Here is a 21,406-nt window from a genome sequence, read left to right on the forward strand (position 1 = left end):
AGCTAATGGCACTCATAGATGTGACATTGTCACTAAAAATAAGCAAGCGGCATCAATATCAATAGATAGCATCAAAAAAGAGTGCCAGAAAACGCAAAACGGCTTTCTACCATTGAGCTTAGTTTAGTTTACGTTTACGTCAACTGGACTATAGTTATCTATACAGGTCGTGCACATGAGAATGAACGTTTTATCTAAAGGTATAAGTAAAGGTATAAGTAAAGGTAAAGCGCTGAACCTATAGGAAGCAGAACATGGAACGAGAATGCATGGAGTTTGACGTGGTCATCGTTGGAGCGGGTCCCGCCGGCCTTAGTGCCGCGTGTCGACTAGCGCAATTAAGCCAAGAGCGAGAGCAAGGCCCTCTCTCCATCTGTGTCATCGAAAAAGGCTCTGAGGTGGGTGCACACATTTTGTCTGGTGCGGTATTTGAAACACGTGCGCTCGATGAACTTTTTCCTGATTGGCAAAACATGAATGCGCCACTTTCTGCCTCTGTACAACAAGATGCGTTGTTATACTTAACCACTGACCTTAACCACATTCAAGTACCGCATTTTCTAACACCCAACCCAATGCACAACGATGATAATAACTATGTCATTAGCTTAGGGAATTTGTGTCGCTGGTTAGCTAAACAAGCAGAATCTCTTGGCGTTGAGGTTTACCCTGGGTTTGCGGCATCAAGCATTAACTATGATTCTTACGGCTCAGTTACGGGTGTTAATACCTGTGATATGGGATTAGACAAACAAAGTGCGAAAAAAACGAATTACGAATCGGGTATCGAGCTCAAAGCCAGGTATACCGTCTTTGCAGAGGGGTGTAGAGGTCACCTAGGGAAAGAACTTATCTACCAATTCAGTTTGGATCATGATAAACAACCACAACATTATGCCCTCGGCTTGAAAGAAATTTGGGAATTACCACAAGATGCTGAAAATCAGACCGGCAATGTCATTCACTCGACCGGATGGCCATTAAACCAATCCGATACGACGGGTGGCGGCTTTCTTTATCACATGGAAAACAATCAGGTCGCCGTAGGTTTGATCATTGATCTAAATTACAGCAATCCCTATCTCAGCCCTTTTGACGAGTTTCAACGCTTTAAACATCACCCAGCCATTGCAAAACACTTAACTGGCGCGCATCGGATCGCCTACGGAGCAAGAGCCATTGCCAAAGGAGGACTCTCTTCACTACCAAAACAACAATTCTCAGGAGGCCTGCTCATTGGCTGTGATGCTGGCACACTGAATGTCGCTAAAATTAAAGGCAGCCATACCGCGATGAAATCAGGTTTATTAGCAGCCGAGGCGATTGTCGAAGCAATGACTCTAGAAAGATCGGAGCCCGATTATCACAGCCATTTTAAAAGCTCATGGCTTTATGAAGAACTCTGTGAAACGCGCAATTTTGGGGCAAATATTCATAAATTTGGTAGTTTACTTGGCGGAGCACTTTCAACGTTCGAACACAACATATGGTTACCGCTGATTAAAAAGCCATTGCCATGGACAATCAAAGACTCATCAGTGGATCATGAACAATTAAAGCCAGCTCGCGAGTGTTCACCTATCGCCTATCTAAAACCAGACGGCATTCTTAGCTTTGACAAGCCCTCTTCTGTTTTTCTATCAGGCACCCAACATGAGGAAAACCAACCTTGTCACCTCCACCTAGAATACCCACATATACCCATTGACATACATCTCGAAAAATTCGATGAGCCGAGTCAACGCTACTGCCCAGCTGGGGTATATGAAGTAATTAAAACCGATGGAAAGCTCACATTCCAAATCAATGCTGCAAACTGCTTACACTGTAAGACCTGCGATATTAAAGACCCATCTCAAAATATCAGCTGGCGTACACCGGAGGGTGGCGATGGCCCAAATTATCAGAATATGTAAGGGCTTTTTGGTTATTAGCTGTGGGCTTTAAAGAGATGTTATTGGTAATATACATCCGCGATAGTCAACGAGACCATTCGTGCAGTGCACATTCCCTCGCTTTGACACTATTACCGCCTCAATACCGCTCTGACTATTTAAATAGGTAATGGATTCTGCAACGGAAGAAAGAAAACCCGCTGTGCTCCAAATTTCACCATCAACGGAGTGCTCTGAAATGATGGTCAAACTGGCTATATCTGTCGAAATCGGCTTACCTGTGTTTGCATCCAACAAGTGATGATAACGCTGTCCGTTTAACTCAAAAAATCGCTCGTTGATGCCAGATGTCACCATTGATTGCCCTTGCAAAGGCACAATACGAACAACATCACCACGCTCTGATAATGGGTTCTGAATGCCCACATTCCATGCTTTGTTGCTGTTATCCGGCGAATGACCGATGGTCAGTACGTTCCCACCCAAACTGATAAACCCGCTTTGCACGCCTGCTTCAACCAGTTTGTACTTTACCTGATCGGCGAAGTAACCTTTAGCAATCGCCCCCAAATCAATCTCCATCCCCTTTTGACTTAAGAACACCGAATAGTCATCTTCGTTCAAAATGATCTTAGTAGGATCGACCAAAGATAACTTGTCGGTAATCACATCATGAGACGGCACTTTGGCATCCTTAAAACCGATGCGCCAAGCTTTTACAAGTGGACCGACTGCAACGTTAAAAGGGTTTCTTGTGCCTTCACTGTGCTGTTTAGCAAGCTTAATCAGTTCAAATAGGTCCTGCGCTACCCCAACAGGTGCAATACCCGCATTTTGGTTTACACGCATCAACTCAGAATCGGATTGATTGACCGTAAATCGCTCTGCGTAATCAGCGAGTTGTGCGTAGGCTTCTCTGATCAGTTGCTCACCATTCGAGTGATACACCACCACATCGATAAAGGTGCCCATCATCTGAAATCTGGCGCTGTATTTATTGGTGCTCATCGATTTCTCCAAACACTAAATACGGAAAAAGAGGGAAGCATCACTCCCCTCTTATTGATTACTTATCTTGCTCTGTTTCGCTCTTGAATGAGTGCTTAAACAAGATCAGACGCACTCTCACCGGCGATGCGACCATAAGTGAAGATATCGATCAGTGCGTTACCACCGAGGCGATTACCAGCATGGATACCACCCGTTACTTCGCCTGCTGCGTACAGACCTTGAATAACTTCGCCATCTTTACCGATTACTCGTGCTTTAGTATCAATCTTCAAACCGCCCATTGTGTGGTGAACCGAAGGTTGACGTGGCGTCGCGTAGAACGGTGCTTTTTCCACTTTCAAACCGAACGCGCTCTTATGGAACTCAGGATCGTGTCCTGCATCCACACAAGCGTTGTATTGTGCGATGGTATTAGTTAGCTCTTGCGTCGGAACGCCAATTTTCTCAGCTAACTCTTCTAGCGTGTCAGCTTGAATAATGATGCCTTCTTTAATTTCGCGCTCGATGGTTTCAACTGACGTATTCGCTGCGGTTTGACGAATATTTTCATCCGCGATCATGTAAATCAGACCACCATTATCGAAAAACGCATCAGAAAGCACATCACGGCTACCACACTCATCTATAAAGCGCTTACCTTGCTTGTTCACGAAGACAAAGTTCTCTGGTGGCACAATCAGACCGGTTAGCAACGCACCCGATTTAGGGTCACCAACTGGCATTAATTGCACAAAGCCCATGCCAACTAATTCTGCGCCCGCTTTTTCACCAATTTCAATGCCGTCACCAACCAGTGCTGGTGAGTTTGTGGTCTTGATATCATCCGCGATTTCTTTCCAGTATGTGTTGTACTTTTTGATCATCTGAGTGTTTGCGCCAAAACCACCCGAAGCCATCACCACACCATGATTCACATGAAGAATAAGCTCAGTACCGTCCGCTTGAACCGCTTTGATCCCGACCACTTTACCGTTATCAACCATCAAGTCCGTTGCGCGTGTATCTGTAATGATACGACCATTTTGCTCTTGGATGCGTTTTGATAGTTTGTCGACAAACTCCACGCCTTTTGGACGTTTAGGTTTGTGTGCACGACGCCACAAGGCACCAACAGGGATCTCAACGACGCTACGGTCAAAATCAATGCCCTTTTCACTCAGCCAATCAATGGATTCCATAGAGCGAGACGTTAGGGTTTCAACCAAATCGTATTGACCATAAATCGATTCACCGTTCAGGTCGGTACGTTTACCGCCAAGGTAGGTTTGAATGCGGTGTAATTCGACAGAATCAAACAAGTACTGCTTGCCGTTCTCAAGGTCTGTAAAGTAACCGTCCAGTTGCGCTTTAAGTACTTTAAAGTCTTCAAGGTACTCACCCGCAAACTCGGATTCCGCTGTTTTCGCTAGCAGCATCAAGGTTTCTTTTTCGCCAGGAAGTGCTGGGAAATCACCTTGCCATTTTGGTTCTGCCGCGTTCACCCAACCGCCAGTACGCACCGTGTTACCACCGATTGCAGGGAACTTCTCAAGCAAAATAACCGACTTGCCTTTATCTAGCGCCGTCAAGGTTGCACTCAAACCAGCACCGCCGCCACCAACCACCACGATATCCACGGTTTCTTCAATGGTTTTCGATGACCATGCCACCGCTTCTTTGGCTTTGCAGCGCAGTGCTTCTGAGTTACCGCCCGCCAGATCAACCGCGTTCGATACCCCGTCCAGTACTGCTTGGCTGCTGACTGTCGCACCTGAAATTACGTCGATGTTCAGTGTTTGACCATCAAGAATTTGTTGAGGAATACGTTCAAATGCTGGGTTTGCGATGCCGTCGGATTCTTTTGAAGAGTCCACCATAATGTCGAGGATTTTATCTTCAGAGAACGTTACCGTAACCGGCAAATCACCATTGTGACCACGACCATACGCCGTGTATTCACCGGAGTTAAATTTGATTGGAACGTTCTGTAGCTCTTTGATGCGCTGGTGCTTCAATGCTTCAGCTGCGCTGTCCACAATCATGTAATCCATGATTTCCCAAAGTGGCGTTGGAATTTGCAGCGCTTCTTGTTGCGCGATGTCCGCGAACTCGGCACAAGTTTCATCGTTAAGCGCTTTGTTTGCCCAAGTAGGTTCAACTAAATAACCTTTACCGACACTAACCATGTCGTAACCTTGCTCAAGTGCGTTTTCTGCATCTTTGCGCTGAGCAATACCACCAACACCAATCACTGGTACTTTCGCCACACTTTCAGATTGAAGCTTACGGTATTTATTGATTAGCGGCTCTTGATCCTCGGGCGTGACGATTGAGTTACGTAACCAGCTACCCATTGAGAAATGGAAATAATCCAAGCCCTGAGTCGCAAGCTTATCTAGCAGGAACATGGTGTCATCAAAACGGATGCCCGGCTGTTCAATCTCTTCAGGAGAGAAGCGGTAACCGATGATGAAATCAGATTTGCTGTGCTGCTCAGCCACTTGCTTAGTTTTAGCAAGTACAGCCAGTGGGAAAGAAGTACGTCTTTCAATGTTGCCACCCCATTTGTCGTTACGACGGTTTGAGTGTGGTGAAAAGAATTGCTGAATCAGGTATGTGTTTGCGCCGTGAATTTCAACGCCATCGAAGCCAGCAAGAATTGCACGGTTTACTGCATCACCAAAGCGCTCGATCATGTCTTCAATCTGCTCTTTGGTCATCTCAAGTGGCGTTTCAGCATTGTCACGTAGCGCAGCGACAGGGCTTGCAGAAATCGGTTGGTGCCCACCATTGAACTCAGGGTTTGCCATACGACCCGCATGGTAGATCTGCAGAATGGCTTTAGAGCCTTTTGCTTTAATCGCATCGGCAAGCTTAGTTAAACCAGCAATTTTGCTGTCGGTATCAATACCGAGCGCACCCGGGAAAGCACGACCGTAATTCTCTACAAACGCACTCTCGACAATGATCGCCCCTGCATCACCAGAGCGAGCCGCGTAGTAGTTGATCATCTCTTGCGTTACGCCGCCATCAAAGAATGCAGACTGAATCGTCATCGGTGCCATCACGATACGATTATGCAGTTTGACCCCTGATTGAAATGCAATTTCATCGACTAACTGAGCCATAAATAGTTTCCTTTAACAGATTAATTCTCATATCAAAGGCACCTCCAGTTCGACCAACGCACCACAAGTGTTTTTGATATGAAAACCAACATCCCGTTGATAACCACAGGAATATTATTGATTTATGCTCATGAGTAAAATGAATGGTTTGCATTTTAAATATGACTTTTCTGCATTAACATCTTGATGTAGCAAGAATTACCATTAAGAAATGCAAGCTGATTAAACAGATAAAAGGATGGTAAGGTGTAATAAAAAAGCCAACTCCACAAAAATCAAAGTCAGCTTCATTTTTTAAATAGAATATAATGACTTAGGATTGGACATTCAGCCTATTTCATCTCCAGCTTCATCTTCTTCAACAATATCGGTCTCTTTACTAGCGTCTTCTAACCACTGTTGAAGTGATGTACTTGCTAGCACCTTCTTTTGATAGGCCGCTGCATCGTCGGATAATTCAATCCCGTAGGTTTTAAAGCGCAGCGCAACGGGCGCATACATGGCGTCGGCAATTGACCATTCACCGAACAACCATCCTTGTGGGAATTGTTCTGCCTGTTCAGACCAAATCGCATCAATGCGTGCGATATCCTTTCGTGCACCATCACTAAGTTCCACCTTTCTGAGAGCGCGAATGTTCATGGGTAGCTCATTTCTTAAGTCAAAGAATCCCGAATGCATTTCTGCTGCGATGGCTCGTGCTTTAGCTTTTTCCACAGTGCTACTTGGCCAAGCTTTACCCTGCAGATATTGTTCGTTGACGTACTCTAAGATCGCCAATGAATCCCACACAGTTACGTCACCATCCACCAAGGTAGGTACTTTCGCCGTTGGTGTAATGCCTTCCAAGGCCTTGTAAAAATCTTCCGTGAATAATTTGAGCTTGGTGACTTCCACATCCAATTTGAATTGAGAAAAGATCAGCCATGCGCGCAGTGACCAGCTTGAGTAGTTTTGATTAGCAATAAACAGTTTCATGACGCCTCCATGCGGTTCGTGTTTTGATTACCCATTCACAATATCTGATTGTATTTAAGGGGACTAACGGATAGTTTTGATGGAACACTTCAACAAAAACGATGGATGAGTTTTAGATATGGATATCGATGCGTTACGCAGCTTTCTAGCTTTTGTCGAAACGGGCAGTTTCACTCGTGCGGCCAAGCAGATCAATCGCACCCAATCAGCGTTCAGTGCACAAATGCGTAAGTTAGAAGACGAACTCAGCGTCAGCTTGTTTGAAAAAGAAGGTCGCAACCTAGTATTGAGTGAAGCAGGATTAGCACTACGCTCTCACGCCGAGCAATTGGTCAGCTTGCACAATCAAGCGCTGAAACAAGTGAAACGTTATGAAAACAAGCGCCCTCTTCACTTAGGTTGCCCCGAAGATTACAACGACAATATCCTGCCTAAAGTCATTCGTGTATTGCAGCAAACCCAACCAACTTGTTCGATACAAGTATTTAGTGAACCAAGCATTCGGTTAAGAGCACTACTTGATAGCGGGAAACTGGACGCGGCGATTGTCACTCGAGCCCCTGATAGCGAAGAGGGTTATTGGCTCGCAAGCGATAAAGGAGTGTGGATCGCCCATCCAGATTTTAAAATCGATAAGACTCAACCTCTGCCCCTTGCCTTGTTTCAAACCGATTGCAAATACCACGCTGCAGCCATTGATGGTTTAACCAAACAAGGCACGGCTTATCAGTTGCTCGCTTGTTGCAACACCGCTTCTGCGCAACGCGCAATTGTGCGTTCAAAACTCGCCATCGGTGCGATGGGTAAAGTCAGTGTGACCGACGATCTTAAGATCCTCGATAACATGCCTCCCTTACCTAGCGTTGATATTGTGCTACTAACAGGCATAAATCCACATCCCATTCTAGATAGAGATTGCTTAACAAAGTTGGTTGAACTCATGCCAAATACAGCGTTAATAAACCGATAGCCCCCTCTCTACCTGTGTCTCTCTATCTGTACTTAGCAATATAAAGAAAGCACCTAAGAATAAACGTCCTTTGGTGCTTTTTTACAAACTTAAATTTCTACATCCAATACGCTTTAAGAGTCAGATCCAGCAAGTTAAGCGGTTTTAGTGACAGATAACGGAGTAAAGTTATCATAATTTGGGAACACATAACGAAGCGCAGATTCGCTTGTCATACCAAACCATTTAGCTAGACTGATATTGACTTGATCTGCTGCTGTTGTCGGTAGTAAACGTCCTCGTTGATAGACATCTTTACCATCAATTTTGTATTCTGGGAATGTACCGATAAACTTCCCGCCATCGATCGCCCCACCCATTAAAATCTGGTGTCCGCCCCAACCATGATCGGTTCCGGTGCCATTTGAGTGCAAACAACGCCCAAAGTCGGACATGGTCACCGTAATGACATCATCGTGCAAGCCAAGTGCTTTCAAATGATCATTAAACGCAGCCATAGCCTCACTCAACTCCAAATACTTTTCATCCAGTACTTCTTCTTGATTCGCATGCGTATCAAACCCACCTAAGCGTAAGAAGAACACTTGCTTACCATGCCCAAGATCCGCACTTTTACGGAGTAAACGAGAGGTAATACGGAACTGAGTACCCAATGCTGTTTCTGGGTAGAGCGAGACATCTTCCGCGTCATCAATACTGTTGATTGTGTCGATCAAACTGCTCGCAACATGGATCGAGTCTTTTCCTATGCCAAGTAGGGTATTGTCAAAAGGATCATCCGTTACTGTATCAAAGTATTCATCCATTGACGCTTGCATCGTTGGACTGGCATTGAGCTTAGCAATATTCTCGCCACGAATGATGTTTTGGTTATGCTCTTTTGCTCGCAGCAAATGCGCATCACCGGAATGACTAAACAGCGGACTAATCGTGGTTCCTGATTTCGCCCCCATTACGTCCATCATTCGGCCTGCCCAACCCGTCGTCAAACTGTGTCCGACGGCACCTTTTGCCCACTCGCTTCGCTGTGAGTTATGTGAAAAGAGAAATGGTGGAAGACGAAATCCTTCCGTTTCTGCTTGCTCCTTGGTCACAGGCTCACGCAAAATACCACTGTTTACAACAACGGTTGCTTCCAAGTGATTAAACACTTGTGCAAGTGCCGTCATTTTAGGGTGTAAGCCTAGCGTTACCTGGCGGCCTTCACGATCCAAACCTGTTGTCGGAATCGTAAGTAAAGCATCTTGCGCCAACGCAATTTCAGGGCGGATTGATTGATACTCTTGATAGTTCGCTGTTGAGGTAGGAACCACCATCTGAGCCGCATCGTTACCGCCATCGAGCAAAACATACACCAAGGCTTTAAACTGACTATTATTGCTTGCAAAACTCAGTGGTGACGCAAGCAGTGTCGGCATTGCAATTGAACCTATTGCTGCGCCTTTTAAGAAATTACGACGTGAAACCATGATGTTATCTCTGAATCAAAAACTCTGGACTTGCTGTGACGAGAAGCAAACTAACCATTACTTTATTATTTGGGTGTCTTTCAACTGCGGCTGCATTAGCAATTGAGGCCTGCAGTTCTGCACTCATTTTTCCTGCTAAAAACCTCTGGTTAATCAAATCAGGCAACGCGTCCACATCGTCTGACTTTGCTGCAGCTTGATACTCACTTACATCAATGTAAACCGCGTTGTCACATCGATTTTCTTGCATTGAACGAACGATATAAGTACGAATGGTATTTTGATATCCGATGAATCCAGCCCACGGTAAAATTTCAAATTCCGGAGCATAAAGCTGGCTGTCCATTAAGGGGCCGCTTGGCATAAAGTCAGGAGAATAGAAGTTGAACACAGAGTTTGCCGAATGCAAACCTTGATTTACGTTGTTAATGATGCTGTACGCATCTTGTTCATAATTACCCTGAGTTTTCGCACCCAGTATGCGCAGCACTTCTGCTACCGCCAAAATCGGCTCTTTCATCTTGGCAACAGGGTAAGATTCAGGCTCAGACACACCATTTCGTACTTCTGGGTTAAGAGCTTCTGGGTCAAGAAGAATGGCGGCAAATACGCTCTTGAGATCCCCACGAACACCATTGCCGTTATCAGTAAAAACTGCCGCAACACGTTCAACATATTCAGGTGATGGGTTTGACGTAACCATGCGTTGAATCAGTTGACGCGATACAAATGGCGCAGTATTAGAATGCGCAAACAAAATATCGAGCACGGATTGGATGTCTTCTAGTGGCGTTTGCCCAGCTGCAATCACGTTGTTTATAACGCGCTTTTCACCCTCATCATGATACGTTCCACGTTTATCTTCTAGTGGAATCATTGGCTTAATGTAGCCCTCTCCATGTAGCGCAGAACCATCAGGGTTCGTCATTTTGTCTGAATACGTCCAACCACTGAATGCTCGAGCCACTTCCTGTACATCATCTTGAGTATAAGAACTGATTGGGTTGCCATCCTTATCCGCCTTGGCTGTACCATCTTGGTTCAGTTCATATAAACCAATCGTAAACAGTTGCATTACTTCACGGGCATAGTTCTCGTCTGGGTACGTCCCTCTTTTAGGATCGTGCTTCTTACTGTTTGCCATGCTCAGAAACGCGCCCATCGATGGACTAAGTGTCACTTCTTCCAGTAAATCTCGATAGTTGCCAAATGCATGCTTTTGCAAAATATCGTAGAACGCAACAAGTGACTGCGGATTCCTACCATTTATCGGGTTATCTTTTTGGCTGACCACGAGAATTTGGCTCAATGCAAATGCTGCACGGTGGCGCAGTTGATCATTACCGTAAAGCAGAGCATCCCACCAGATTCCCTCACGAATATCGTGTGTGCCATAGTGAACATGCTTACAGCCATCAACTGGCACTCTATTTCCAATTGTATCTTTCGCGACCTCAAACTTCTGTAGATGAAGTCTAACCGGTGATTCAAATTGGTTATCTAGCCATTTGACATAACCAATACGGTTGATCTCGTCAATTTGAGCCGGAGTCAAACCAGAAGCAGCTCGAGTGGAAAAGCTCACCAATTGCTGTTCGTTTAAAGAAACGGGCGCATCTTTAGGAAGCCAATTCGGCACTTGATTTAAAGAGGACTGATTGCTGTTGTCTTCGTTACACCCTGTCAGTGCGGCAGAAATGAGCAATGCAATGATAACTTTGTTTGTCATCAGAAGTGAATCTATCGAAAAAAAGGTGCGCCATTATAAAGTTGTACTAGCGCTTATCAATTCAGAAAGCCCTTACAATCGACTGCTAAATTGCTTAAAGAAGCAATTTCTTGAACCTTATTCCAAAATAAAAATGCCCCAGCTTGAGAGTCAGTAAGCAGAGGCATCGTAAATTGAGTTTTGAGTTGGAGATTACACGACTTCAAACGCCAACGCTTTCTTCTCTACCTGACGGAATATCAAAGTAAGCAGGCCATTCACCGTTAAATAGAACGCGCCTGCAATACCGAATACCGTCAACGTATCATAGGTTTGTGCGTTGATGCGTTGTGCATAACCCATCAAATCCATAATCGTGATAGTGCTCGCGAGTGAAGTCCCTTTGAACACCAAGATGACTTCGTTTGAATACGCTGGCACTGCTCGGCGAATCGCATAAGGCAGCAATACTTTTAGCGTGGCAACCTTGTCCATTCCGAGTGCTCGACACGCATGCCACTGACCCGATGGGATCGCATTGAACGCCCCTTTAAACAATTGCGTACTGTATGCAGCCGTATTAAGCGCCAAAGCTAACATGGCACAAAACCAAGGCTGGCTTAGCCACGTCCAAAAAACGCTTTCTCTTACTGCATCAAACTGACCAGGACCGTAGTACACCAAAAAGATCTGAACCAACAAAGGCGTACCGGTGAACAAGGTGATGATTCCACGGCTAATCCAATTCAAACCCGGTGTTCGCAGAATCAAGGTCAACGTCATCAAAAGAGCAAGAATACAACCCACCACCAAAGAAGCCGCTGTTAATTGCAAACTGGTGCCTAAACCATCCAGCATTTGCCAAACGTGCTGTTCGTTCATGCGGTTGCCTCCTGTCCCATGCTCATGCCTTGAATCGAAAACTTCTTATCAATCACTTTTACTGCACGTTGCGTTACGATCGTGATCATTAAATAAATCGCTGCTGCGGTCGCGTACCAAGTGAACGCTTCGTGCGTAGCGGCTGACGTGAGCTGCGCTTGTTTCAATAAGTCCGTTACGCCGATCAGCGATACTAGCGCAGTGTCTTTCAACAGAACCAACCATTGGTTAGTTAAACCTGGTAACGCATGTCTTACCGCTTGTGGCAAAACAATACGAATAAAAGCGTGAGATTGGTTGATACCAAGAGCACTTGCCGCTTCTCTCTGCCCTCTCCCAACGGCTTTCAACGCGCCACGTAAGGTTTGAGAAGCGTAAGAAGCGAAGATCAACGACAACGCCACAACACCAGACAAGAACGGGCTAACCTCTATAAAGTCTCCGGTGATTAAAAACAGAACCTGCGTCGAACCAAAATAAATGAACAACACGACAAGGATTTCTGGCAAGCCACGTACAATCGTCACAAACGCCGTCATTGGCCATTTTACGATTACACGACGAGACATTTCACCGCTGGCGAAAACCACTGCCAGAATCAAACCGACTAAAAGGCTTGTAAATGCTAGCTGGACAGTCATCCAGCTAGCTTGCACAAGTGATAGAGAGTAACCCGTTAGTGCCATATTACTTACCGAAGTACTTGTTGTAGATTACGTCGTATTCGCCGTTCGCTTTCACTGTTTTCAACGCAGTGTTTAGCTTATTCACTAGCTCGTCGTTACCTTTGTTTACTGCAATACCGAAACCATTACCGAAGTATTTAGGGTTGGTTACGTGCTCACCAACATACGCTAGGTTGTCTTCTTTCTTGAACCATTCTGCGACAACGGCTGTGTCACCGAATACAGAATCAATACGCCCATTCTTCATATCGATGAATGCATCTTGGTAGCTCGAGTATGGCACTGGCGTTACACCCGGCATTTGATCAATCAAGTAACTTTGGTGAGTCGAGCCGTTTTGCACACCCACGCGCTTGCCCTCTAATGCTTTTTGGTCGGCCACTTTATCTTGGATAGAAACAAATGCCGCAGAGTTGTCATAATACGCATTTGAGAAGTTGACTTGCTCAAGACGCGCTTCCGTAATATCCATTGCAGAGATAGCCGCATCGTAGCGTTTGAATTTTAATGCAGGAATCAAGCTATCAAATGCTTGGTTATGGAAACTGCATTTTGCATCCATTTCTTTACATAATGCGTTTGCCAGATCCACATCGAAGCCTTGGATTTGGTTGTTTTCATCCATGTATTCAAATGGTGCGTATGTCGCTTCCATCGCGAATTTAATCTCTTCTTGTGCTGCTGCGTTTGCTGCCATGGTTGCAGAAGAAAGGCCGATTAGTGAAGCTAGTAAAATCTTTTTCATTGCAATACTCCGTGTGTACATCTTGGGCTGACACTCGCAATGACAGCCGAGCTTATCTGTATAAATTGACTGAACTGAGTTTTATTTATTTTTAGTGGTTTAGATAATCCGCAAACTGAGTCGTTTGTGGATGGGTAAATGCGTCATGTGTGCCGTGTTCCACAATATGTCCTTTTTCAAGGTAGAGGACATGACTGGCAATCTTCTTAGCAAAATCGACTTCGTGAGTGACCACAACTTGTGTAATGCCAGTTTCGCTTAAATCTTTAATTATTTTAACGACTTGATTGGTAATCTCAGGATCAAGTGCTGCGGTTGGCTCATCAAACAACAACACCTCTGGCTTCATCATCAATGCGCGTGCGATGGCAACACGTTGCTGTTGACCACCAGAAAGCTGCATTGGCCATGCATCTGCCTTATCTGCCAAATGTAACGTTGCTAGAATTTGCATCGCCTGCTTTTTGGCTTCGTCTTTGCCCATACCCGAGACTTTTACTGGCGCCTCAATAAGGTTCTCAATCACGGTCATGTGAGGCCATAAATTATACTGTTGAAATACCATGCCGACTTTACGGCGAAGTACTAACCCTTGCTTTTCTTTAATTTCTTTCGAAAAGTCGAACTCATCACTTGCGATGTTTAAACAGCCGCTATCGGCGTTCTCTAATAGGTTTAGAACACGAAGAAGAGAGCTCTTCCCTGCACCACTAGGGCCGAGTAACACAAGCGTTTCACCACTTTCACAATTAAAACTAACATCGTGAAGAACTTGTGTGTTTCCGTAGGATTTATTGATGCTTTTAACTTGAATACTCATGCTGACATACTGCATTAATTGTCACTTTGAGCTTATACTAGCAAGAAAGAAATTTTATGCAATAAAAATGTATAAAAATTTGAATTGTTAATTTATTGTATGAAAAACAATCAGTCGAACAGAGTTTATGACTGGTGTGAAGAGCGTGATTCGCCTTAGTTTAATAAAATAAAAAATGGTTTAACTATAAACCCGTATGTACCGACTATTTTTGGTATATGACGCTATCCTCTAGCGAGTATTAAAGTGAACGATTGTCACTTTGACTTGCTATTTGCTATTTGCTATTTGCTATTTGCAATACACATCGATGACACTACGTCGAAATTCAATATTAACGTTCAACGCCATTCCTACACAGCATGATTGTTCGTGCAAATCCTCTGGCACCTAATTTGCAGCGCCCCTTTGTCGAACTCACGACAGAAAGGAGACTAAAGAATGTTTAAACTGAAATTAACAGTTGCAGCACTTGGCCTTTCAATGACAATGCAGTCGCAAGCCGCCATTTTGGAGCTTGCTTTAGTTCTTGATGGTTCAGGGAGCATATCTTCAAGCGAATACAACCTTCAGCTGCAAGGTTATAGAGATATTATTGCAAGCGGCAGTTTTTTTGACGATTTCATATCCAACAGCATTTATGATGAAGTTCACTTGGCCGCATGGCAATTTGCGACTGGCGTGACATCCGAAATCGGTTGGACAAACATCACTTCTAATAGTATTGCAAACACTTTTGGTAACCAGTTTAACGTCATTGACATGCCCCAACTTGGGGGCTTTACAAACACCAGTGCTGCAATTAATGCCGCAAGCACTTCTATGCTCGGCAATGGGTTTGGTGGGGGGATAGATGACAACATGATCATCGATATTTCAACTGATGGTCGCCCAAACCGAGGGGGAGGACAAAATGGTGCTGTCAGTGCTGCTGATACATCTCGTTCACTCGGTATCACCACTAATACCATTGGTGTTGGCAACAATATCGGCACTGATTTTTTGACTGATTTAGTCGGCTTAAATAACCTCGACCTTTACACTAATGATTCCCCCACTGGTTTCTATTTAACAGCATCCACATTTAATGAATTCGGTAACACACTCAACGATAAGCTTACACAAGAGATCATAGGACAAGTTCCTGAACCAGAAAACTTGGGCATGCTGTTGATGGGGTTAAGTGGTATTTATATTTTGAGATCAAGAAAACAAAACGTATCGAGCGGAAAAAAGACCTCTTTCTGAACCGCTATGACCAACCTATATTTAACAGCCTGACGATGCTGAGTATAAAAAATGGACACGGTAAATTCGTGTCCATTTTTAATGTTATTCCCTTCAGAGAATAGCGAGAGTCAATCAATACATCGTATTGCCGTTTAGCGTTTCTTTCGGGATTTCTTGAAGTGAATCCCAGTGCTCGACAATTTTGCCATTGAGATCGAAACGGAAAAAATCCATCGTTACGTATTCCACATTATCAGGCCACGTTTGATGGGTGTGCAATGCCACTAAGTTGCCCTCAGCAACAGACCGAACAAACGTGATATCTTTCTCGGGATACTCTTCTTGCATTCGCTCAAAGTAATCAATGAATGGCTCAGTGCCATTACCCACCAGCGGATTGTGTTGAATATACTCATCACCAACAAACAGCTCAACGGCTTTACGGGGATTACCTCGGTAAGCCATCTCATAAAATGCGATAGCGTTACGTTTGTTCTCTTCCGTGTCTATTTGCATCGTGTTCATTGTTCTCTCCTGTATCGGTCCCTGCTAAGGCAGCCCAAGTCGAATACATCAACTCAGGCTAAAATGGCGAGACGGTTATTTCAGAACGGTACTCCTGTCCTTAGGTGTTACTCGACCGGTTTTCATTGCACTCGCCATGTGCTTAATGATTGGGCTTACTTCACCTTTACTGTTTTCCAAAAAGTATGTGTGGCCCTTGATATCAAACTGATTATTGAAATCATCACAGTCTACTTCATACACTTTACTGGGTAACTTAGACAGATCTTCCGGCCCTGTCATGCCCAATCGACGGGATAAGGTTTTATTCTTAATATTAGCAATCTTGGATGCAGGCATTGCAAAATCATCGTTCGCGAAATAAACCAGTATGTTCCGTCCCGAATCAACAATAAATCGCCCGTCTTCTTTTTTTTCTAGAACTTCATTTTCCACATCAGCCGCAATCATAAACACGTTACGAAAAAGCTGTGGCATATTCCCTGCCGCATACTTTCTCGCCCATTCTTGCAACGCGTTTTTCATCACTCGATTGCCCATAGAATGTGCTAATACATTAATGCGCTTATAACATGGCTCCTTTTGCTGCAACTCATCTCTGCGCCATGTATCAAACTTACCCAATAAGCGAGCAAAGGCAGGACCACTAAAATCGGCGGCTTCTTGATCGTCCCAATAGTCATCAATGATGGCGACAGCATGGTCATCATCACACGGCCAAATTAAAGGAATGACCTGTACAAGAGAGGGTGATTCATCATCCATGAGCTGTTGCAGTTTTTCCGCATTCTCAAATATGTCCCCCTCCATGTTGTTATTAAAACCATGGATATAAAACAGAAGCTGAGTGTCATCCGGTAAGGACTTTAACCTGCCAAAAAAGTGCTCACTCATGATTTCAACGTAATCATCTTGCCCATTTCGCTCACAGAAATAGAGATTTTGGGAAACAGAGACATTATTAGAGTCAAAACTGATATGACGCCCGCGTTTCGAACGTGCTGACTGCTTGGGTGTGCGGTTAGTGATAAATAACATGGTGATTCCTCATTTCCTTATGAAATCTAAACCTAGAGCTTAGAACTTAGAGCTTAGAGCTTAGAGCTTAGAACCTATCCTAGTTGGTCGACGCTGTGTGTATTGTCTCAATTTTATGACTATACCCAAGTAACCTCGAGGCTCTTGAGTATATTGAATATAAAAAAACCTCCGCAGCGATAAGTCAACGGAGGTTCAATTTTTATACTGACACTTGAATCAAATGTTCATAGTAACGGCATTACTACTTTCTGCGCTTATAGACCACACAGAAGTTGCCTCGTTTCGTTCGGCATTTAGAACAACGCTCGCAGTCCACTTCGGCTCGATTACCCTCTTTCCAGCGAGTGATAAGTTGTGGTTCTGCTAATAATGGACGAGACAATGCAAAAAACTGAATGTTAGTGTTTTCTGCCAAGTCTTCAATCGCGGCAAAATCGTTCAAACCGCCAACAGTAATCACTGGAATATTAATATCTTGACTGATTACTTGGCCGTACTCGTGAAAGTAACCCTCTTGTTGCAGTGTGTAGCCATCAAAAGACTCACCAACCATCGTACTTGCGTTGCCGTGAATGTTACCCGACACGATGATCGCATCCACACCCACTTCTTCAAGCTTCTTACATACGATGCGAGTTTCATCAAATGTTAAACCACCCTCGAAGAATTCAGTCGCGGTAAGTTTCACTAAAATTGGGAAGTCATCCCCCACCAACTTACGGGTTTCCGAATAAATTTCCATTAAGAAACGCATACGATTTTCTAAGCTACCGCCGTATTCATCATCTCGACGGTTGTAATATGGGCTCAAGAATTGGTTGATCAGGTAAGTATGCGCGGCATGGATCTCAACACCATCAAAGCCAGATTCTTGTGCGCGCTTGCTTGCTAATGCGAACGCCTTAACGATGTAATCAATCTCATCTTGGCTCATCGCCTTGCCTTCCGTTTTTGTACCTCGTTCAGGTACATTACTTGGAGCAAAGATCACTCGCTCACCGACGTTGTAAGTCGTTTTTGTGCCGCCATAAGCAATTTGCATGATGATTTTAGAATCATGTTGGTGAACAAGATCAGTCAGCTTTTTGTATTCATCAATAAATGAATCATTGTAGATCCCCATCATACCGGCATTAGGCTTTTCTTCTTCAACGATATTAGCGTAACCGGTTACGATTAGACCAACGTCACCTTTGGCAAGTTCTTCGTAGACATCATACAACTTGTCTGTCATATGGCCGTCTTCTGTTGCCATATTTTCCCACGTAGCGCTGCGCACGAAGCGGTTTTTTAATGTCATATTGCCAATGCGGGCTTGTGAAAACAAAATGCTCAAATCGAGTCCTCATATACTGTTTTTTGTTTTAGCGGCGTAACGAAAAAGGAACAGTCACACACCACCTTGATATAAGGTGTATGTGTGACTGTTCCTTTTCTGAATTCGCGTTACGTCCAATAAGCTTCGCGCAACATAGCGCTGAAAAGAGTGCGTTTCCTTAATCTGGATTAAGCTTTCGTGCGTTTGTTATTTTTACATCCGAATTCCGCCATCGATTTCCAGTACCCTCCCAGTAAAATAGTCATTTTCAAGAATGTATCTGACTGCATGGGCAATCTCACTGGCGTCACCCATTCGTCCTAATGGGATCATTTGATGTAAGCGTTCAATGGCTTCCGGTTTCATTTGCTCAGCCATGGCAGTTTTGACAACGCCTGGCGCAATGGCTGCCGCGCGAATACCATATCGAGCCAGTTCCCGGGCCCACGTTGTCGCCATCGTCGCAACCGCGGCTTTTGATGCTGAATAGTTGGTTTGTCCAATATTTCCGGCTCTTGCAACACTGGAAATATTGATAATCACACCTTGGCTACCACTTTCTATCATTTTGACCGCTGCTTCTCGCCCGCATAGAAACGTACCAGTGACGTTTACGTTCATCACTAAGTTAAACTGCTCTAGAGACATCTTAGTGATCACGCCCTCTTTTGATTTAACCAATAATCCGTCACGCAATACTCCTGCGTTATTAATTAAGCCATTTAATTGACCAAAATCTTGGAGTATTTCGTCAAAGGTGCTTTCAACTTCGGATTCATTTGTCACATCTAAACGATAAATAAGCGCTTTCGCACTGAGCATTCGGCACTGTTCTTGTGTCTTAAGCAATCCGGTTTCATTCACATCCAGCAGAGCAAGATCAGCCCCCGCTTGAGCAAGCCGAATAGCCATCATTTGTCCAAGGCCCTGACCTGCCCCTGTAATCGCAATAACACTCTCTTTAAGCTCCATGCGACCCCCTAACGTTGATGTTTATAGAACTCAAACAAGCTAGAGAAATCGAGCTCTTCATTACCGTTTGCGTTATGAAATGCATACAAATTACGAGCAAGTGCTCCCATTGGTGTAGCAGAATGCGTTTGCAATGCCGCATCCAAACCAAGACCAAGATCTTTTAGCATCAATTTGCTCATAAAACCCGGTTGATACTGATTACTTGCCGGTGAGGAATCCATGACGCCTGGGCAAGGATTGTAGAGCTCCAAGGCCCAGTTTCGACCTGAACTTTGCAACATGATGTTTGAAAGCACTTTAGGATCAAGACCGTGATCAATTCCTAGATTTAACGCCTCACACGTCCCAGACATCAGAATGCCTAACATAAGGTTATTGCAGATTTTTGCCATTTGACCATCACCGGCTCTGCCCGCATGAAACACATTTTTACCCATGTAACGCAAGATAGCGTTCGCTTTAGAGAACGCTTGATCCGTTCCTCCTACGATAAAAGTCAAAGTGGCGGCTTTAGCACCAGCTACGCCCCCCGACACCGGAGAATCAACGAACATCAGGCCTCGATTATTGGCTTCATTTGCGACTAACCGTGCCGATTCTGGGTCAATCGTAGAGCAATCAATGAGCAAGGTATTTTCAGCCACAAGGTGAATCAACCCAACGCTGCCATGTAAGTCCCCTAAATATACGGCACGGACATGTTCGCCAGCGGGTAACATAGTGATGACGATATTGGCACCATCTATCGCTTCTTCCAATGAGCTCGCAACTTGGGCACCAAAGGTTTGAAGTTGTTTTGCCGCTTCAATATCAAGATCGAACACTTGCACATTAAACCCCGATGCAAGTAAGTTTTGTGCCATCGGACTGCCCATGTTCCCTAAGCCAATAAATGCTATGGTACTCATGTTGTTCTCCTTATTTTCCTAACTGTGCGAGTGGGTGTGCGTCATCGCTCCAAAGTGAGGTAAACAAATCATCAATCATCTTTTCGTCAACACTGCTAACGCTATCAAACTGCCATTTTGGCGCATTGTCTTTGTCAATCAGGCGAGACCGAACCCCCTCTTTAAATTCACCGAGCAACGCACTTTTTACCGATAAGGTCAGCTCTAGGCGAAAACAATCCTCTAGCGAAAGGTTATGGTACTGCTTTACTTGGCGATAACAGATATGGGCCGTAATGGGACTGCCAGTAACAAAGGTGTGCTTAGCATTATCTAACCACTGACTATGCCCCTCTATCGCCATGATGCGTTGTGCAATTTGATTGATGTCCTGCCCTTTGCACGCTGCTTTAATTTGGTCAAGGTAAGGAACAATTTGTGTGGTAGGCTTGCTATCAATAACCTGCTCTTCAAGTAGTTGCAATAAAGCACTGACAATGGACTGAGCATTCGCAGATTGCCAATCAATTTGTTTGAGTTCTTCCAGTAACGTTGGGTACTGCTGTTCAAGCAGCAGCCACTCGGCCAAACCAATAGTGACAGCGTCACTCGAATTCACCATTGCGCCTGTTAAACCGAGAAACAAACCCACTTCAGGATCAATTTCACTGAGAAACCAAGTACCACCAACATCAGGGTATAAGCCGATATTTATTTCTGGCATGGCAAGGCGTGATGTCGGGGTGACGACTCGATGACTGGTGCCCATAAAGAGTCCCATCCCACCGCCCATCACAATGCCCTCACCCCAGCCAATAATCGGTTTTTTGTAGGTGTGGATGAGATAATCACATTCATATTCGAGTGAAAAATAGTCGGTACAAAACGTTGCGGTTTCTTCTTTGCTCTTGTCATGCATAACGTGATACATGGTGCGTACATCCCCGCCGGCGCAAAAGGCTTTTTCTCCGGCTCCGCTTAGAACCACGCAAACCAAATGGGGATCATCTTGCCATTTCAGTAACTGGTCATTAAGTTGTACAAGCATGTCAAATGTAAGCGCATTGAGTGATGAGGTATTGTCCAATGTCGCAATGCCAATGCGATGAATACCATCCAAACATTGCAACTCACTTATGGTAACCATCCCTGCCATGAG

General features: G+C 44.5%; 18 protein-coding genes. 3 read left to right on the forward strand and 15 right to left on the reverse strand.

Features of this window, described 5'->3' with window-relative positions; all coding sequences use genetic code 11:
• Positions 1-254: 254 nt before the first annotated feature.
• Positions 255-1,916, forward strand: a complete 1,662-nt coding sequence (locus tag VA249_RS18255; protein ID WP_221070101.1) for an electron transfer flavoprotein-ubiquinone oxidoreductase — start codon at positions 255-257, stop codon at positions 1,914-1,916.
• 27 nt (positions 1,917-1,943) lie between these two features.
• Here VA249_RS18255 and VA249_RS18260 read toward each other — a convergent pair whose 3' ends face one another.
• The 3 genes from VA249_RS18260 to VA249_RS18270 form a co-directional block, all read right to left on the reverse strand.
• A complete protein-coding gene (locus VA249_RS18260; protein ID WP_221070103.1) occupies positions 1,944-2,903 on the reverse strand; it encodes an FAD:protein FMN transferase in 960 nt (319 codons plus the stop codon).
• Positions 2,904-2,998: 95 nt separating this feature from the next.
• Positions 2,999-6,013: a flavocytochrome c gene (locus VA249_RS18265; RefSeq protein ID WP_221070105.1), complete on the reverse strand. Its 3,015-nt coding sequence runs from the start codon at positions 6,011-6,013 to the stop codon at positions 2,999-3,001.
• 327 nt (positions 6,014-6,340) lie between these two features.
• Complete coding sequence (locus VA249_RS18270; RefSeq protein WP_221070107.1) at positions 6,341-6,991, reverse strand: glutathione S-transferase family protein; 651 nt, start codon at positions 6,989-6,991, stop codon at positions 6,341-6,343.
• Positions 6,992-7,109: 118 nt separating this feature from the next.
• On the opposite strand from VA249_RS18270, the gene VA249_RS18275 reads away from it, so the two are divergent.
• Complete coding sequence (locus VA249_RS18275; protein WP_221070109.1) at positions 7,110-7,961, forward strand: LysR family transcriptional regulator; 852 nt, start codon at positions 7,110-7,112, stop codon at positions 7,959-7,961.
• 134 nt (positions 7,962-8,095) lie between these two features.
• Here VA249_RS18275 and VA249_RS18280 read toward each other — a convergent pair whose 3' ends face one another.
• The 6 genes from VA249_RS18280 to artP all read right to left on the reverse strand — a co-directional run bounded on the left by VA249_RS18280 (position 8,096) and on the right by artP (position 14,271).
• Positions 8,096-9,430, reverse strand: a complete 1,335-nt coding sequence (locus VA249_RS18280; protein WP_221072231.1) for a DUF1501 domain-containing protein — start codon at positions 9,428-9,430, stop codon at positions 8,096-8,098.
• 4 nt (positions 9,431-9,434) lie between these two features.
• A complete protein-coding gene (locus tag VA249_RS18285) occupies positions 9,435-11,159 on the reverse strand; it encodes a DUF1800 domain-containing protein (protein ID WP_221070112.1) in 1,725 nt (574 codons plus the stop codon).
• Positions 11,160-11,351: 192 nt separating this feature from the next.
• Entirely contained in the window at positions 11,352-12,020 is a 669-nt protein-coding gene (artM, locus tag VA249_RS18290) for an arginine ABC transporter permease ArtM (RefSeq protein ID WP_221070114.1), read from the reverse strand.
• A complete protein-coding gene (gene artQ / locus VA249_RS18295) occupies positions 12,017-12,706 on the reverse strand; it encodes an arginine ABC transporter permease ArtQ (RefSeq protein WP_221070116.1) in 690 nt (229 codons plus the stop codon). The genes artM and artQ overlap by 4 nt, the downstream gene beginning before the upstream one ends.
• Before the next feature lies 1 nt (position 12,707).
• The gene (locus VA249_RS18300) at positions 12,708-13,451 is read right to left on the reverse strand and encodes an arginine ABC transporter substrate-binding protein (protein WP_128813031.1); all 744 of its coding nucleotides are present in this window, start codon (positions 13,449-13,451) and stop codon (positions 12,708-12,710) included.
• A gap of 91 nt (positions 13,452-13,542) precedes the next feature.
• Positions 13,543-14,271, reverse strand: coding sequence for an arginine ABC transporter ATP-binding protein ArtP (artP, locus tag VA249_RS18305; RefSeq protein WP_317984254.1), 729 nt, complete (start codon positions 14,269-14,271; stop codon positions 13,543-13,545).
• A gap of 441 nt (positions 14,272-14,712) precedes the next feature.
• On the opposite strand from artP, the gene VA249_RS18310 reads away from it, so the two are divergent.
• On the forward strand, positions 14,713-15,519 hold the full coding sequence (locus VA249_RS18310; protein WP_221072232.1) for a DUF1194 domain-containing protein: 807 nt from the start codon (positions 14,713-14,715) through the stop codon (positions 15,517-15,519).
• A gap of 114 nt (positions 15,520-15,633) precedes the next feature.
• Here the strand turns inward: VA249_RS18310 and VA249_RS18315 are convergent, their stop codons facing one another.
• From VA249_RS18315 to VA249_RS18340, 6 genes are all read right to left on the reverse strand, one after another.
• Positions 15,634-16,026 carry a nuclear transport factor 2 family protein gene (locus VA249_RS18315; protein ID WP_221070118.1) on the reverse strand — a complete coding sequence of 131 codons (393 nt, stop codon included), beginning with the start codon at positions 16,024-16,026 and terminating at the stop codon, positions 15,634-15,636.
• A 75-nt stretch (positions 16,027-16,101) separates the two neighbouring features.
• Complete coding sequence (locus VA249_RS18320) at positions 16,102-17,064, reverse strand: alpha/beta hydrolase (RefSeq protein WP_221070120.1); 963 nt, start codon at positions 17,062-17,064, stop codon at positions 16,102-16,104.
• Positions 17,065-17,308: 244 nt separating this feature from the next.
• On the reverse strand, positions 17,309-18,403 hold the full coding sequence (locus tag VA249_RS18325) for an NADH:flavin oxidoreductase (protein ID WP_221070122.1): 1,095 nt from the start codon (positions 18,401-18,403) through the stop codon (positions 17,309-17,311).
• Between the two features lie 195 nt (positions 18,404-18,598).
• Entirely contained in the window at positions 18,599-19,357 is a 759-nt protein-coding gene (locus VA249_RS18330; RefSeq protein ID WP_221070125.1) for an SDR family oxidoreductase, read from the reverse strand.
• An 8-nt stretch (positions 19,358-19,365) separates the two neighbouring features.
• Positions 19,366-20,268, reverse strand: a complete 903-nt coding sequence (mmsB, locus tag VA249_RS18335) for a 3-hydroxyisobutyrate dehydrogenase (RefSeq protein ID WP_221070127.1) — start codon at positions 20,266-20,268, stop codon at positions 19,366-19,368.
• A gap of 10 nt (positions 20,269-20,278) precedes the next feature.
• Entirely contained in the window at positions 20,279-21,403 is a 1,125-nt protein-coding gene (locus VA249_RS18340; protein ID WP_221070129.1) for an enoyl-CoA hydratase/isomerase family protein, read from the reverse strand.
• Between the last annotated feature and the right edge of the window lie 3 nt (positions 21,404-21,406).

The sequence above is a fragment of the Vibrio alfacsensis genome (genome assembly GCF_019670485.1).
Taxonomy (GTDB): domain Bacteria; phylum Pseudomonadota; class Gammaproteobacteria; order Enterobacterales; family Vibrionaceae; genus Vibrio; species Vibrio alfacsensis.